Source organism: Sphingobacteriales bacterium, from assembly GCA_016719635.1.
GTDB lineage: Bacteria > Bacteroidota > Bacteroidia > Chitinophagales > JADIYW01 > JADJSS01.
The window spans coordinates 519,028-534,591 of record JADJYT010000002.1; the positions used below are offsets into that span (position 1 = coordinate 519,028).

Here is a 15,564-nt window from a genome sequence, read left to right on the forward strand (position 1 = left end):
AAAATGGCACAAAATATAATTAGATACAAAACGGTACTCACCCAATAAAAGTAAAGGTTTTTATCGTATTTTTGGCTTTTTAATTTCCATTTTCTGACATTCCAGATTCAACATACCGATTCACATTCCAATGCACGGGCGGGAATTATCAGCACCGGCCACGGCAACATTGAAACACCCATTTTCATGCCAGTCGGAACACAGGGGACGGTAAAGGCGGTCCATTTCACTGAATTGGAAAATGAAGTGAAAGCGCAGATAATATTAGGCAATACCTATCATCTTTACCTCCGTCCGGGATTGGAGATACTGCATAAAGCGGGTGGATTACACGCCTTCAACACGTGGCAGAATCCTATCCTGACCGACAGCGGCGGATACCAGGTGTATTCTCTCTCCCACCGACGAAAACTGACCAAAGACGGCGTCACTTTCCAATCGCATGTTGATGGCTCCAAACATCTGTTTACACCGGAGAATGTCATGGATACCCAGCGCATCATCGGGGCCGATTTTATCATGGCTTTTGATGAATGCACCCCTTATCCCTGCGACTATGCGTATGCCAAGAAATCACTGAAAATCACACACGACTGGCTGCTGCGCTGCATCCAGCGTTTCGACACGACTCTGCCCTTATACGGATTTGAGCAAACGCTCATCCCGATAGTGCAGGGCAGTGTGTATAAGGATTTAAGAACGGAATCCGCGGAATTCATTGCCGCACAGAATCGACCGGCCAATGCGATTGGCGGGCTCGCCGTAGGCGAGCCCGCAGAAATCATGTACGAGATGACGGATCTGGTATGCTCCGTTCTCCCTAAAGACAAACCCCGCTACCTGATGGGCGTCGGCACACCCGCCAACATCCTGGAGTCCATTGCGCTGGGTGTGGATATGTTTGACTGCGTCATGCCTACGCGCAATGCACGGCACGGATTGCTGTTTACAGCAGCGGGTGTCATCAATATCAAAAACCAAAAATGGAAAGATGATTTTTCCCCTATTGATGTCAATGTCCCTTGCTCCACCAGTCACAAGCATTCCAAAGCTTATTTACGGCATTTGTTTGTAGTGGAAGAATACCTGGCTGCACAGATTGCCAGCCTGCACAACCTCCCCTTTTACCTGTGGCTGGTCACCGAAGCCAGAAACCAGCTAAAAGAAGGTACCTTTACCTCCTGGAAAAATGAACTGATCCCCAAATTAAACAACAGGCTGTAGCGACCATGAAAGTGCTGGATGTATATATTATCAAAAATTTCTGATCACATTCTTCTTTGCCATATTTTTGCTGAGTGCCATTGCTATTGTCATTGACATTACGGAAAAGATAGATGACTTTATCAACTCCAATGCTCCGCTGCATGCCATTGTATTCGATTACTATCTCAATTTCATCCCGTGGATCGGGCTCATGCTGGCTCCGATTTTCGTATTCATATCGGTCGTTTACCTGACATCGCGATTGACGGCCAATACCGAAATCATCTGCATGCTGAATGGCGGTGTCAGTTTCTACAGGCTACTGGTTCCGTATATGTTTACGGCGCTTTTACTGACCGGATTATTTGCATTGTACAACCATAACCTGTTACCAAAATCAAATAAGGTAAAAATAAGATTTGAAGAGCAATACTCCTCCAAAAAAGATAAGCGCGCCACGGAAATCAACTATCATTTTCAAATCGGCAAAGACACTTTCATCTTCACGCAATCGTATGATCTGAACAGCAATGCCGGATATAAATTCTCTCTCGAAGAAATAAAGGACAAGAAACTGCAGTACAAATTTTCGGCGGAAAACATGAAGTGGGATACCACTAAAAACACCTGGCAGCTGCTGAACTGGAAATACCGTAAAAACATCGGCGAACAGGACAGGATCCTTAAAGGCGCAGACACGCTGATGAACCTGCCGATTACTCCCAAAGAATATATAAAACAAACCTATGATATTGAGACGATGACTACCAAAGAACTGTCTGTTTTCATTTTGGATCAGATGCATAAAGGCAATGAGAATGTAAAAATATATGAGGTGGAGAAATACCGCAGAACGGCCATCCCTTTCAGCACCATTATCCTAACCCTGATTGCCGTTGCCATGACCACCAAAAAAGTACGAAATGGAATGGGACTGTACATTGTGGCCGGTATGCTGTTAAGCGGCGCCTACGTTATCATCCAGCAGTTCTCCACGGTGTTTGCCACTAAGGGCAATCTGGATCCGCTGCTGGCCGTGTGGATTCCCAATATCATTTTTGGGGTGATTGCGGTATTACTGGTATTCAGAGCTCCGAAATGATTTATCGAAATGTAAGTTACCCCCATTCACCTTTGAATATCCTTCCAATTATCTAGTTAAGTCATCAATTTCGTTTGAAAAAATGGAAGACGAACAAGCCGCGGAAGAGAAGAAGCTGAGGGGCAGGGTAGGGAAGCGTGAGATTATTTACCGTATAATACGCAGGTATGCCAAACAAAAAGAAGAAACCGCAAAAGAGCAGTCCAACCATCGGTAATTTTGAGCAAATTGCCAGTATGGCTCTGGAGATGGCTGCCAACAAAGCAAAGCTGAAAACCGTGCAGGTTAAAAAAAGTATAGACCTGCGGAACCAAAATTGAAATTTTCGTGTTATATTTGTATTGAGGTGTTGGGAGCTATATGCCTCCACTTCAGGGAATGCCACTGGTATCTTTGAGCCTCAAATTCTAAAGGGGTGGTTTATAACCACCCTTTATTATTTTATCCAAGTCTCCGCTTTTATATTGTTCTCTCGTAATTATGGTAATGGATTCATCTCTATACCGTAAATGAATTTCTTGGGCCTTGTTTCCGTTTTTATGCGTTGTTTCAAAACCATAACTAACACCCGTTATAATTTCCTGTAAGTTATATCGCTTTTCTAAAATGATTATCGGAATTGCTCCTTGACCTATTGCTGATCTTACACCATTGGTAATAGCACTGGAAATGTTTTTATATGGCGCCGTGCCTTTTGTTGTATCACTATGATTTGGTTTTTTATTATCGGCCTTAATGCCGTTTAGTAAAAGTTCTGGGTTTTTCTTCCCTTTCACTTTACTATGTTCTGCAACTAAAGCCTGCATATCCTTAAATTGATTTGCGTAAATCTTTGTAGATATCACATTGTCATTAAAGTCGTCTCCTTTGTCAGCTCGTTTATGTATTGCTGTAGAAGAACCATTTTCATATTCTTTTATACTGTCGTACTGGTCACGATTTAAATCTACTTTCTTGCTTTTTGTGCTATACAACAATGAACTTTTCGGAATTCTTGCAACAACAGTAATTTTGACCTTAAATCTATCCAGCACCTCTTTCGGCACCTCATCCTCATCGCAGGGATAGAAACCATGTTCACAGCCGTGACCGCCGGCGCGCACCAGCACATTTTGCGCATTCGTTCCGGCAATCATCCCGTAGGGGAGGTCTGTCCCTTTATTGTCAGCAGTTTTCTTATAAATCCCGCACTGGTGGCCGTCTATGTTGCCTTTGACCAGCTCCGGAAGCTCGCTCACATGAACAAACTTTTTGGCCACCATCTTTTCACACCACTCCCGGGAGGTGGTTTTCAGGCTTCCGATATATTTGCGCCACGGCATATCCAGATCTGCTGCCGTTGTTTCCATATACTGCCGAGAATACTGATTGATGGCATCCGTGGTGATTGTTTTGGTATAGCGGACCAGGGCGCCGTCGGTATTCTTATCCGATAAGATAAAATCCCGTAGTTGTCCCTGAAGGCTGGAATAGCTTCCGCCGGTGGTGGTATTCTGCCGGATAATGTCTTCTACCTTATCAAGAATATTGACATTCAGGCCGTATTCCGTCAGGGAGGCTATTGTGCTGTTGATGCTGTACTCCCGGATCAGCTTTAGTTTCTCTTCCGGCAATTGTGCCTTTTTGCTGCTGATATAGTTTTTGAAGTACTGGTTTTGTAAGCCAGCGACCGTTTCAAATGTTTTAATGAATTCCCGTACGGAGTCCTGATATTTTTTAGACACGATGATTTTCTGCAGCTTGTTTTTTATCTGCATGATCAGTTTCAGGTTGGCAATACTGTTCTTTATCTTGCCTGCTGCAGATATCTCCAGCTCTTTGGTAATCTCCAGGATTTATTTCATCCACCAATTTTACATGATACCAAATCTTAGGTATTATATACAGATTCCCCTGCTATTTTCTTTTTTATCGAATTAAGCGTGTATTTTTGTTATTCAGAATTATTCTAAATAAATTGACTCCCGCCAGGAATATCACGCAGTTACAGATTGGAGAAGATGCCGTCATTATGGAGTATGCCAATGGATTTGTCGCCTGCAAACTGATGTCGATGGGGCTGCTGGCCGGCACCGTCTTTACATTGGTCCGGAAAGCCCCGTTTGGCGGAGCCTATTATATCAAGACAAAAAACCATATTATTGGTTTGCGTACCGATGAGGCAGTTTATGTATTAACAAAATCATCCTGAACGGAACGGAATATTCTGTGAGGATCTTTTTAGCAATTGAAATGTCGAAACAGCAAAAAATAGCCCTGATTGGCAATCCTAATACAGGAAAATCATCGGTATTCAATCATCTTACCGGCATGCGGCAAAAAGTCGGGAATTTTCCGGGTGTAACCGTAGAGCGCAAGAACGGCATTTTAAAATTAGACGGCAGCACCGGAATTTCAGTGACGGATCTACCGGGTACCTATAGTTTATTTCCCACTTCACTGGATGAACGTATCGTGCTGAATGTGCTGACAAACCCGGCAGATAAGGACTTCCCGGATGCCGTTGTCTATATTGCGGATATCAATCATCTGGAAAGGCACTCCCTTCTCTTATCACAAATCATCGATTTAAAGTTCCCGATTGTCCTTGCCTTAAACATGAATGACATCGCAACACAAAACGGCATTACCGTAGATATCAAAAGACTATCCGCATTATACGATCTGCCGATAGTAATGGTAGACGGCAGAACGGGTTCCGGCATCCCAGAGCTGAAAGATGAACTGAAAGCTGTCCTGCGAACTCAAAAGAGCAGCACCGTTTCGTTTCACGCCTTTTCTGAAAAAGAGACCTCTTTGGTGGCTGAGGTCGAAAAAATTACCGGCAATACAAATCCATACGCCTGTCTGTTAATGGCACACCAGTATCAGAAATTACCATTTCTGAATGTTCAGCAAAAAACTGCTGTCGCAAAGAGCACTCAGGCCCATCAGCTGAATTCACTGGACAGCCAGCTGGGAGAGATCATGAACCGGTATGATCAGTTTATACCCATACTCAATAAAGTGCTGGACCAAAAAATTGTTACCGGTCATTCCTTTACGGATAAGATGGACGTCCTGCTGACCCATCGTACTGCAGGTCCGCTGATATTCTTCGGCATCCTATTGTTCATCTTTCAGGCGATTTTTTCCTGGTCCATCCTTCCGATGGATTTTATCGATCTGCAATTTTCCAACCTGAGTTATTATATACAACAACATTTTGAAAGCAATGTATGGACCAAACTGCTGAGCGAAGGCATTATCCCGGGCGTCAGCGGCGTGCTGGTTTTTGTTCCGCAAATCTTCCTGCTGTTTTTATTGATAACCCTTTTGGAAGAAATCGGTTATATGTCGCGGGCTGTTTTTATGTTTGACAAGATCATGCAGAAATTCGGACTGAACGGCAGAAGCATCGTAACACTGATATCCGGTGGTGCCTGCGCCGTGCCGGCCATCATGAGTACGCGTACCATCAGCAACTGGAAGGAACGCATCATCACCATCCTGGTGACACCTTTCATCAGCTGCTCGGCACGCATTCCCGTATTTGCCATTTTAATCGGATTTGTGGTACCTAAAATAACGGTCTTTGGATTTCTCAATGCCCAGGGGCTGGTATTCATGTCGTTGTATCTGACAGGTGTGGTTACAGCCCTCGCCGCAGCCTTTATTTTAAAGAAACTAATAAAAACGGATGAGCATTCCTTTTTGATGCTGGAACTGCCTGAATACAAAATGCCGCATTGGAAAAATGTGTTTTTCAATGTCTATGAAAAAGTAAAATCATTCGTCTTAGGCGCGGGGAAAATTATACTGGTGGTTTCCATCTTGCTATGGTTTTTAGCGAGTTTCGGTCCTTCCCTGAAACTAAAAGAAGCTGAAAACATCGCCCGGATTGAATCTGCGCTTCTGCACTATGACACAAAAACCACGGACCTTCACATTGCCGCCAAACGCCTGGAGGCTTCGTATGCCGGCATGATGGGCAGGGTAATTGAGCCTGTCATCCGTCCGCTGGGCTTCGACTGGAAAATCGGCATTGCGCTGATAACATCCTTTGCCGCCCGCGAAGTCTTTGTCGGCACCATCTCCACCTTATATTCTATCGGGAAGGATGCGGACAACCTCACGATAAAACAAAAACTGCAAAATGAAAAGAATGACGAAGGAATGCCTGTTTTCACCATGCCGGTCGCACTGTCCTTAATCTTATTCTACTTATTCGCCATGCAGTGCATGAGTACGCTGGCAACCGTTTACAGGGAGACCAAAAGCTGGAAATGGCCGGCTTTTCAATTTGTATTCATGAGCGGACTGGCTTACACGGTTTCACTGCTGGTATTTCAGGTATTAAAATAAGCAGTCTGTTTAATGTACTTCCACAGAACCTTTTCAAACCGGATTTTGTTATATTGGAATTAAGGACAGACATGCGTATCTTATTCTCATTTTTAAGTTTTATATTTTTTGCAGGATGCAACCATGCACAAAATGCACCGGCAGAATCGGCCAAAGATACTTCATCCAATAAAAAAGTCAGGACTATGGATACAACTATGGAAATTGCCACTTTCGGCGGAGGATGTTACTGGTGTATGGAAGCCGTCTTTCAGCGACTGGAAGGTGTGGCAAAGGTAGAGTCGGGTTTTTCAGGCGGACAGGTGAAAGATCCAACCTATAAGGAAGTATGCACCGGCACTACCGGACATGCAGAAGTCATACAGCTAACTTTTGACACCGCTAAAGTTTCGTTTACGGATTTGCTGAAAGTTTTCTTTACCATGCACGACCCGACGACATTGAACCGGCAGGGCAATGATATCGGCACGCAGTATCGCTCCGGGATATTCTATCATAACGACGCACAGAAAAAAGCTTCTCAAGAAATCATTGATGCACTAAATCAGGCACACGCCTATCCGGATAAGATAGTGACGGAAGTAACGCCATTCGATACGTTTTATAAAGCGGAAGACTATCATCAGGATTATTACAATCAGAACAAGACACAGGGTTACTGCATGTATGTCATCCAGCCGAAAATAGAAAAATTCGAAAAGGTGTTCAAAGACAGGCTGAAGAAGTAATCACTAACGCCTATAATTCCCTTTTACTGATATTTATCATGGTTTCATTTCTTTCCATTTTGTAACTTACTGAATAAAAAGTCCGCAATGGATAAACCACTCCGAAACATAGACCACATGATGTGGGATGTCGATATGCCTACCAGTCTGGTAACAATTACTGGTATGATGTGTTTTGAAGAGCCCGTCAGCAAGAAAAAACTTACCTCCATAATCGAAAACCGCCTTCTGAAATTTGAACGGTTTCACAAGAAGGTGATACTGAAAAACAAAAAACCGGTTTGGCACTTCGATGAAACCTTCAGTCTCGGCTCCCATATTCATCATATTGCCTTACCTTCTCCGGGAAATTACGAAACACTGCAGGAAGTGGTAAGCGACCTGATCAGTCAGCCGCTGGACCACAGCAAACCGTTGTGGCAGGTTCACCTGATTGACAATTATAATGGCGGCAGTGTTGTACTCTGGAGATTACACCATGCCATAGCAGACGGCATAGCTCTTATAAAAGTGGTTTTTTCTTTGACGGGTGCAACAAAAGAATCTTCCCTGGACACGATACTTCATGAATCAGCCAAAGCCAGGGAAAAACATACTTTGATGTACGACATCAATGAACTGATAAAAACAGGCAAAGACCTTTATGCCGAGGCACAGCACTTATGGAAAGAACCTGAAGCGATAAAAGATACACTTAAAGAATCATGGAGCATTACCAAAGAATTGGGCAGATTGTTTTTAGGAGAATCCGTACAGGGAACCATCTACAAAGGTGAATTGGGTTATTCGAAAAAGGCAGCATGGTCAACCCCTTTGCCGCTGAATGAGATAAAACAAATCGGTAAACAGCACCAGGCAACCGTCAATGACATATTGCTGGCACTGATTACGGGCGCACTGCGGAGGCATCTGATAAAACACAAACAGAATCTGAAAAAATGCATCCGGGTGGTGGTACCGGTTAATGTTCGGAAAAAGAATGAGGAAATCCGGGTACACAATAAAATCGGGATGCTGTCGATAGAATTGCCTGTGCACATCAAAGACGTAAAAAAGAGAATCGCATACATCCGGGAAAAAACTGAATTATTAAAACACTCTATAGAGCCTGTCCTTATTTACAATATGCTGAACATACTGGCAGATGTGATTCCTTCCTCGCTGGAGCAAAAATTTTCCAACTATATCGGTTCCCAGATTGCGGGTGTTGTCACGAATGTACCGGGACCGAAAGATTCCATTTATTTAGCCGGCGAGAAAGTAAAGGATCTGATGTTCTGGGTTCCCCAAACCAGTCCGCTGGGAATCGGAGTAAGCATTATCAGTTATAACAACAGGGTCTGCCTTGGAGTCGTAACGGATACGAATTTAGTCGATGACCCGGATCAAATCATCAATGGATACTATAAGGAATTTGAAGCGATGAAAGGATTATTGATAAAACCCACTCCCTAATTTTTATCAGACGCATTGCGTTTCGGCCTGTTAAACAATAAGGAAGAAACAATAGGTAAGAAGAAAATAGATACAGTGAGTATGGATATGAATAAATCAAAGTGCTCACTCTCAATAAATTGAAAAGCCGGAAGGTGTTTGTAATAGTGCGCAGGAAAGGAGAGCAATAACTTAATTCCCAATACGCCAATCACTATGAATGCCGAAGTTTCCAGGAACCTGTATTTTTCCATTAATCTTACGAAACTTTGGGCAACAAACCGCATCGTCAGAATACCGATAAATACGCCTGTCCAAATCAGGTAAATATTACTGGTAAAGGCCACCGCAGCAAATACATTGTCGATTGAAAAAGCCAGATCCATTATCTCCACCAAAATGACAGTAGACCAGAACTTTCCAAACAATCCGAATGTATATCTGTAAATCCTGCTTTCTTCCTTATTCAGCGTATCATCTTCTTTTTGCGGAGTAGCCTTTGATATGAAGTAATCGATGAAAAGATACATAAGATACATACCGCCCAATGCTTTCAGCCACCATATCTTTATGAGCCAGGATGCCAGCACCAAAGAAATTCCCCTGAAAACATAAGCTCCAATTATACCGTACTTGAGCGCTTTGTTTCGCTGCTCTTTGGGCAAATCCATCACCATTGTTGCCAACACCGCAGCATTATCAACGGACAGTAAACTTTCAATCACTATCAGGTTGATAATGATAAGAACGGCCTGCTCTATACTGATACCTTGTAGTATTTCTGACATATTGGGAATAACGGCGGTTGAAGTTCAGTAAAAAAAATCTTAAAAAATGTTAACATAATGAATATTCTTTGTAAATTTAAGGTGAAAACTGTCTGATATGAAAAAAATTTTTCTCTCGTTCATCTTCTTGTTCATTTTCATCCCTTTAAAATCACAGACCAGGTATTTTCCCATACCCGGAGCAAGGGAGATTCCCGGTTCTAAAATAAACGGCACGCTGGATGACATTTCCGACTTTGCAACCTGTACACAGGTTCCGTTTACCATGCCGGATGGCACCAAATTAATGACAGATATATATCTGCCCATTCTTCAGGATAGTTTCGTCTATAAAGACACCTTCAGTTTTGCCTTACTGCCTGCTCCCTTTCCCCAGGTAAGGATTCCAATCAATGCGACCCTTTTACCAAAAGGATTTCAGTATCTGATCTACGATACAATTAATGGTGTTCCGAATCCCAATCCATTTCAAATGCCTATGATTCTGGAACGAACACCTTATGACAAGAATGGCGCAGTAGAAGGTTCCGCGATGGCTTTGCTGGGTTACGTAGGTGCCGTTCAGGATATGCGCGGCAGGTATACTTCGCAGGGGGCTTATATGCCATTGTATTCTGACAGCTGGAAAAAATGGCCTTATCATAATTACACGCATGTGCTGGATATTACAGACCCTTCTGATCCCAGAAATGGGAATAATCACGAAGATGGATACAATACGATTGAATTTGTAAAAAACCAACTGGTTAGAAAATTTGACCTAAACCGGGATGGAATCATGGAAACGACAGACCTGGTATACAATGGATCAATAGGTTCATTTGGCGCATCGGCATTGGGTTATAATCAGTTACAGGCAGCAGCCGCTCATAAGATTGATCCGACACAACCTGGTTTAAAATCGATGTTTCCAATTGTCGGTCCGTTGGAATTTTATAAAAGTACCGGCTATCAGAATGGCTGCCTGAGGGACGGACTGGTAACAGGATGGCTAAGAGGACAGATAAAAGACACCCGGGACGAACTGATGGGCATAGACACAGGTATTGATGATGACATACACTCCTCCAAAGATTATAATACACCCGATAAATTTGATGCCGCCAATAAGGCCATCGACCACTTCGTTACCGTACGGTACGAAAACTCACCCTGCGGATATTATCCGAACTCTATCGGAAGATCTGATATGGATGCCAGTAAAGCACCTGTGGATATTAACGGAGAGGGACAGAAAGACGGCGCTTACTCCAGGTATAAAAATATGGAAGTGCCCACGTTTCATGTTGCCGGCTGGTGGGATATATTTGTGGATGGTTCACTGGAAACGCACAAATTTATTCAGGACAACATCACTCAGAAGAAAAACCTGCAGAAAATCGTAATGGGGCCATGGGCACATCAGACCATTGCCTCCACGAAGACAGGAGATAAAATTTATCCGAAAAACGTAACCGATATTACAAGGATTGACATTGCCAATATTGGCGCGGATGGCGATATAAACATAGGCGATATTGCTAAATCAGAATTAATCAGCTGGTTCAGGTATAACCTGAATTATCATGGCTACAATAAAGTAGGGGAGCCAAAGGTATTGATTCCCAAATCAACCAAATGGCAATCACCGCTTCCGCAATTGCCGCAAATAGAGGTACGCTTCCCTTCAGAAGATTACAAAATCCGTTTTGTCGACCTGTTGAATTTCATTTTAGGGGAACAAGGGTTAATTCAGGTACCTGTTGAAATCAGGCTGGGCACCCTGGTTATCCCATTCAAACTGGATGTGCCTGAACTCGGACCTATCCTGGAAGGCTTCGGAACAACGGGCAGGGTTGACAGTATCCCTCAGTATGATTATACGTCCATACCGAGCATTCGATATTATATAGTTGGAGCATCCAGTGACGACGGTCAGACTTCTTATGCAGGCAATTACTGGATGGGGACAGAAGTGTTTCCTCCGAACGAAATCAGGTGGTTCGACATGTTTTTACATCAGAACGGAAAATTGAACTTTGTCAAGCCAACGGCTGATGAGGGTTATAAAACGTATGTCCATGATCCGGACAATCCAATCATTACCGTTGGTGGTGGAAATATGATTGAAAACACCCCTCAGGGCGACCGTTCCAGCCAGGGACAGATGAATTATGCCGATCCCTTACTCGCACCATACACCATGGACAGGGAAGGTGTGCTGAAATTTGAGACAGATGTATTGCCGGATTCGTTGTGCATAGTTGGGTTTCCTAAATACAAACTTTATGCTAAATCAAATCCGGGCAATACCGCTTCAGGCCCTACAGACTGCGACTTCTTTGTGCGCATTTTAGATGTATATCCGGACGGCAAAGAACTTTTTGTGGTGGAAGGTGCAGTCAATGCCCGCGCAAGAGAGTATGCCAAATCCATAGCTGAAAACAATGAAAACGACAATGCTCCGTTTTCAAATATTGACATAGGAAAGGTATACGAATATTATTTTCAGGGCTATCCCATCGCTTATACCTTTGCACAGGGACATAAAATAAAGGTACTGATTTCCAGCAGTAATTATCCGCGCTTTCAGGCATCTGCCAGTGTACCTGTCATGCCAAACGAATTTTTCAGAAGAAAACCGGCGGATGGAAGAACCTATATCTATAACGGAGTAGAGTATGCACCCAGGATATCGGTGCAACGTATCGCATTTTCCGACCAGTACCCGACACACATTGAATTACCGGTTTTCGGAAGCACGAGTGTCATAACTGCCATTCAGGCACCCAATACCATCAAGCCGGACTGGGACGTTACCTTATATCCTAATCCCAGTGAAGGCAGGTTTTCTTTATTTGTCAATAAAAACGGACAGTATGTTACCACCATCTTTAATATGATCGGCGAGAAGCTGCAGGTACGTGAGATAACGGACCAGGCTGTATTTGACCTGTCCGGCTTTGCCAAAGGACAGTATCTGATGGAAATCATTAATGTCAAAAAACAGGATCAGAAAATATCGAAACCGTTTACATTAAACTAAGCAACATTACTAACTAACCAAAATCTAACCAAATGAACTCTTTAAGTAATTTATTAAAATTATTTTCAGTATTCCTATATGTGTGCCTCACGTACAATGCATCCGCACAGGAAATATCCATTAAGGGAAAAATTACCGACAAGGCGACGAAAGAAGCATTAATCGGTGCAAATGTACAGATAAAGGGAACGAATTTTGGAGCCGTTACGGATATCGAGGGTAACTTTGAAATAAAGGCAGCTGTAAAACTACCGGTTGTAGTGGAAGTATCCTACTTAGGTTTTACAACCGAAGAATTAACTATCAGTGAGGAGAACCAAAAAATACAAATCGGCCTTATCCCACAGGAAATCCGCGTCAGCAATGATGTGGTCATTTCTGCCTCTCGTTTAAGTGAGCGCATCCAGACATCACCCTCCTCCATCCAGAAATTAAATGCCAAACAAATACAGTTTGTTGCTTCCGGGAATTTCTATCAAAGCTTAAGCAATCTGAAGGAAGTGGATATTACCACCACCAGTATGGGCTTTCAAGTATTCAATACAAGAGGATTTAACACCACTGCTCCCGTTCGTATCGTACAATTTATTGATGGAATGGATAATCAGGCTCCCGGCCTTAATTTTCCGGTGGGTAATTTAGTGGGTGCGAATGATCTTGATCTCGAAAGTGTGGAAATAATTTCCGGAGCAGCCTCCGCATTATATGGCCCCAATGCATTTCAGGGTGTAATCAGTATGCAGACCAAGAACCCTTTTGATTACAAAAACTTTCAATTAAAATTGAAAGGCGGCAACCGCCAGATGGCTGATGGGCAGCTCAGGTATGCCAATGCTTTTGGAAAGAAAAAATATGGAAGAGATGTATTTGGGTTTAAAGTCAGCGGCGGCTATTTCAGGGCAAAAGACTGGATTGCACAAGATTCCATAGCCAACACATATGGTGACATCGGTACAGATGTGAATGTAAGTACCATTGTACGAAAATTGCAATTCAGTGAAGATACTGCCGTTGCCAGACAGTTCCGGGCATTGAATGCCTATCTGGATTTTTTCCCGAATGCCTTCCCGGGCACTATCAATGTTCAGGCACCCGGCTATAAAGAGCAAGACCTGACTCAGGGTATTACAGAAAGCATAAAGGCAAATGTTGCCCTATATGCGCGTCCTGTGAAAGATATGCAGATCGAATATCAGTACAAATTCGGAAGAGGTTCCGGAATTTACCAGGGAGCCAACAGATATAATATCAAAAACATCCTTTTTCAGCAGCATAAGGCACAATTCGATTACAAGGGATTGAGTGTAAAATATTACAACACCATAGAAAATGCAGGCAAATCATATGATATGGTATTTGCAGCCATTAATATGTCAAAAATCGGTATCGCAAGATATGTGTCTAATTTTGTAAAAGAATATTTTTCGAAATTATCCGAATACACCAATACATTTAAGAATGACCCGGAAGATGCGGATGTACAGGCAACACGCGAGTACGCTTTGGCTCAGGCGTTTAACAATGCTTATCTGCAACCCGGCACGTCCTCGTTTGATTCTGCCTATAACCTTATTGTTGATGACGCTAATCTGGTAACGGGTGCTAAATTTCAGGATAAATCCACTCTGCATCATGTCGAAGGTTCGTACAGCCATAATTTCAAGCATGATATTAACTGGGTGAGCGGGATTTCCTATCGCTTGTATATTCCTCGTTCATTTGGTTCTATCTTTTCGGATACGCTTGTCAACAGGGCTGATTCTTTAGCGGATGGCTCGCCCGACCTGAAGGCGAAATTCATGAATCTGAATACATGGGAAGTGGGCGGTTATACCCAGTTAACTGTAGATTTATTCAAAAAACATTTAAAGATAGTCGCTTCCGCGAGAGTGGATAAATCTGAAAACTTTAAGGTACAGTTTTCTCCGAGAATTTCCGTTATCGGCACCTATAAAGACCATTCTTTCCGATTCTCCTATCAACAGGCCTTCAGAACGCCCACTCTGCAGAATCAATACATTTCCCTTGACCTTGGGGCAATACAGCTATTGGGCAACTTGAACGGATTGGCAGGTTATGATTTTCAGTCTGTCAAGGATTTCAGAAGCAATTACAATGTCACTCTGGAAGTAGACCCGACTTTATTGAAAGTAGTCAGATATGAAAAATTACAGCCTGAACAGGTAAATTCTTTTGAGTTTGGGTACAGGGGTGTCATCGCAAAAAAACTTTATATCGACGCATCTGCATATTTCAACCGCTATTTTCGTTTTATTGGTGATTTGCGTTATTATATCCCGTCTAATCCGGATTTTATTGTTGGTTCGGAGAATGGTTCGGATGCGATGCTTACAGGTTTATATAAATTAATCCAGATGCCCGTAAATGCCAAGAAAAAAGTAGATGCTTACGGGGCCTCCATCGGACTGAACTATTACATCTGGAGGAGCCTGATAGGTTCATTCAACTATACATTTGCCGACCTGAATATTAAAAACCTGACAGACCCCATCATCCCCGGATTCAATACACCAAAGCATAAATTCAATATTGGTATATCTGCACAACGTATATGGAAAGGGCTTGGATTTGGAATTAACTTCAAATGGGTGGACAGCTACAAGTGGGAAAGCACATTCGGAGATGGTCTGGTTCCCAGCTATCACACAATGGATATGCAGGTATCCTATGAACTTCCAAAATGGTTCACCCTTCAGGTAGGCGGTTCCAATATCTATAATAAGAAACGTATTGAGGCGTACGGTTCTCCTGAAATCGGAGGATTGGTATACGGCAGCATCTTATTTGATCTGGAAAGGACGAAATAATGAGTACGATTGAGATCTTTAAAAACCCCTTCCTTTTGTGAAGGGATTTTTTATTAACTTTAGTAAATGGAATTATTAAAAGACCTTTGGTTGTTTCTGAAAGAAAGAA

General features: G+C 42.8%; 11 protein-coding genes. 9 read left to right on the top strand and 2 right to left on the bottom strand.

Annotation, left to right across the window (positions count from 1 at the left end):
- Positions 1-93: 93 nt before the first annotated feature.
- The 3 genes from tgt (at position 94) to IPM95_06460 (ending at position 2,628) form a co-directional block, all read left to right on the top strand.
- Entirely contained in the window at positions 94-1,224 is a 1,131-nt protein-coding gene (gene tgt, locus IPM95_06450) for a tRNA guanosine(34) transglycosylase Tgt (protein ID MBK9328949.1), read from the top strand.
- A gap of 67 nt (positions 1,225-1,291) precedes the next feature.
- Complete coding sequence (locus tag IPM95_06455; GenBank protein ID MBK9328950.1) at positions 1,292-2,308, top strand: LptF/LptG family permease; 1,017 nt, start codon at positions 1,292-1,294, stop codon at positions 2,306-2,308.
- 167 nt (positions 2,309-2,475) lie between these two features.
- Positions 2,476-2,628 (top strand): hypothetical protein, encoded by a 153-nt coding sequence (locus IPM95_06460; GenBank protein MBK9328951.1) that lies wholly within the window; start codon positions 2,476-2,478, stop codon positions 2,626-2,628.
- Between the two features lie 87 nt (positions 2,629-2,715).
- Here the strand turns inward: IPM95_06460 and IPM95_06465 are convergent, their stop codons facing one another.
- Positions 2,716-4,065, bottom strand: a complete 1,350-nt coding sequence (locus IPM95_06465; protein MBK9328952.1) for a hypothetical protein — start codon at positions 4,063-4,065, stop codon at positions 2,716-2,718.
- 173 nt (positions 4,066-4,238) lie between these two features.
- Here IPM95_06465 and IPM95_06470 point away from each other — a divergent pair, with 173 nt between their 5' ends.
- The 4 genes from IPM95_06470 to IPM95_06485 all read left to right on the top strand — a co-directional run bounded on the left by IPM95_06470 (position 4,239) and on the right by IPM95_06485 (position 8,835).
- Positions 4,239-4,499: a FeoA domain-containing protein gene (locus tag IPM95_06470; GenBank protein ID MBK9328953.1), complete on the top strand. Its 261-nt coding sequence runs from the start codon at positions 4,239-4,241 to the stop codon at positions 4,497-4,499.
- Between the two features lie 41 nt (positions 4,500-4,540).
- The gene (gene feoB / locus IPM95_06475) at positions 4,541-6,652 is read left to right on the top strand and encodes a ferrous iron transport protein B (GenBank protein MBK9328954.1); all 2,112 of its coding nucleotides are present in this window, start codon (positions 4,541-4,543) and stop codon (positions 6,650-6,652) included.
- A 71-nt stretch (positions 6,653-6,723) separates the two neighbouring features.
- Positions 6,724-7,380 carry a peptide-methionine (S)-S-oxide reductase MsrA gene (gene msrA, locus IPM95_06480; GenBank protein MBK9328955.1) on the top strand — a complete coding sequence of 219 codons (657 nt, stop codon included), beginning with the start codon at positions 6,724-6,726 and terminating at the stop codon, positions 7,378-7,380.
- 87 nt (positions 7,381-7,467) lie between these two features.
- On the top strand, positions 7,468-8,835 hold the full coding sequence (locus IPM95_06485) for a wax ester/triacylglycerol synthase family O-acyltransferase (GenBank protein ID MBK9328956.1): 1,368 nt from the start codon (positions 7,468-7,470) through the stop codon (positions 8,833-8,835).
- Here the strand turns inward: IPM95_06485 and IPM95_06490 are convergent.
- Positions 8,832-9,602: a TerC family protein gene (locus tag IPM95_06490; GenBank protein ID MBK9328957.1), complete on the bottom strand. Its 771-nt coding sequence runs from the start codon at positions 9,600-9,602 to the stop codon at positions 8,832-8,834. The two genes, IPM95_06485 and IPM95_06490, sit on opposite strands and share 4 nt — an antisense overlap.
- A 97-nt stretch (positions 9,603-9,699) precedes the next feature.
- On the opposite strand from IPM95_06490, the gene IPM95_06495 reads away from it, so the two are divergent.
- Both IPM95_06495 and IPM95_06500 read left to right on the top strand, forming a co-directional pair.
- The gene (locus IPM95_06495) at positions 9,700-12,627 is read left to right on the top strand and encodes a CocE/NonD family hydrolase (protein MBK9328958.1); all 2,928 of its coding nucleotides are present in this window, start codon (positions 9,700-9,702) and stop codon (positions 12,625-12,627) included.
- Positions 12,628-12,659: 32 nt separating this feature from the next.
- Positions 12,660-15,455, top strand: coding sequence for a TonB-dependent receptor (locus tag IPM95_06500; protein MBK9328959.1), 2,796 nt, complete (start codon positions 12,660-12,662; stop codon positions 15,453-15,455).
- Positions 15,456-15,564: the final 109 nt, after the last annotated feature.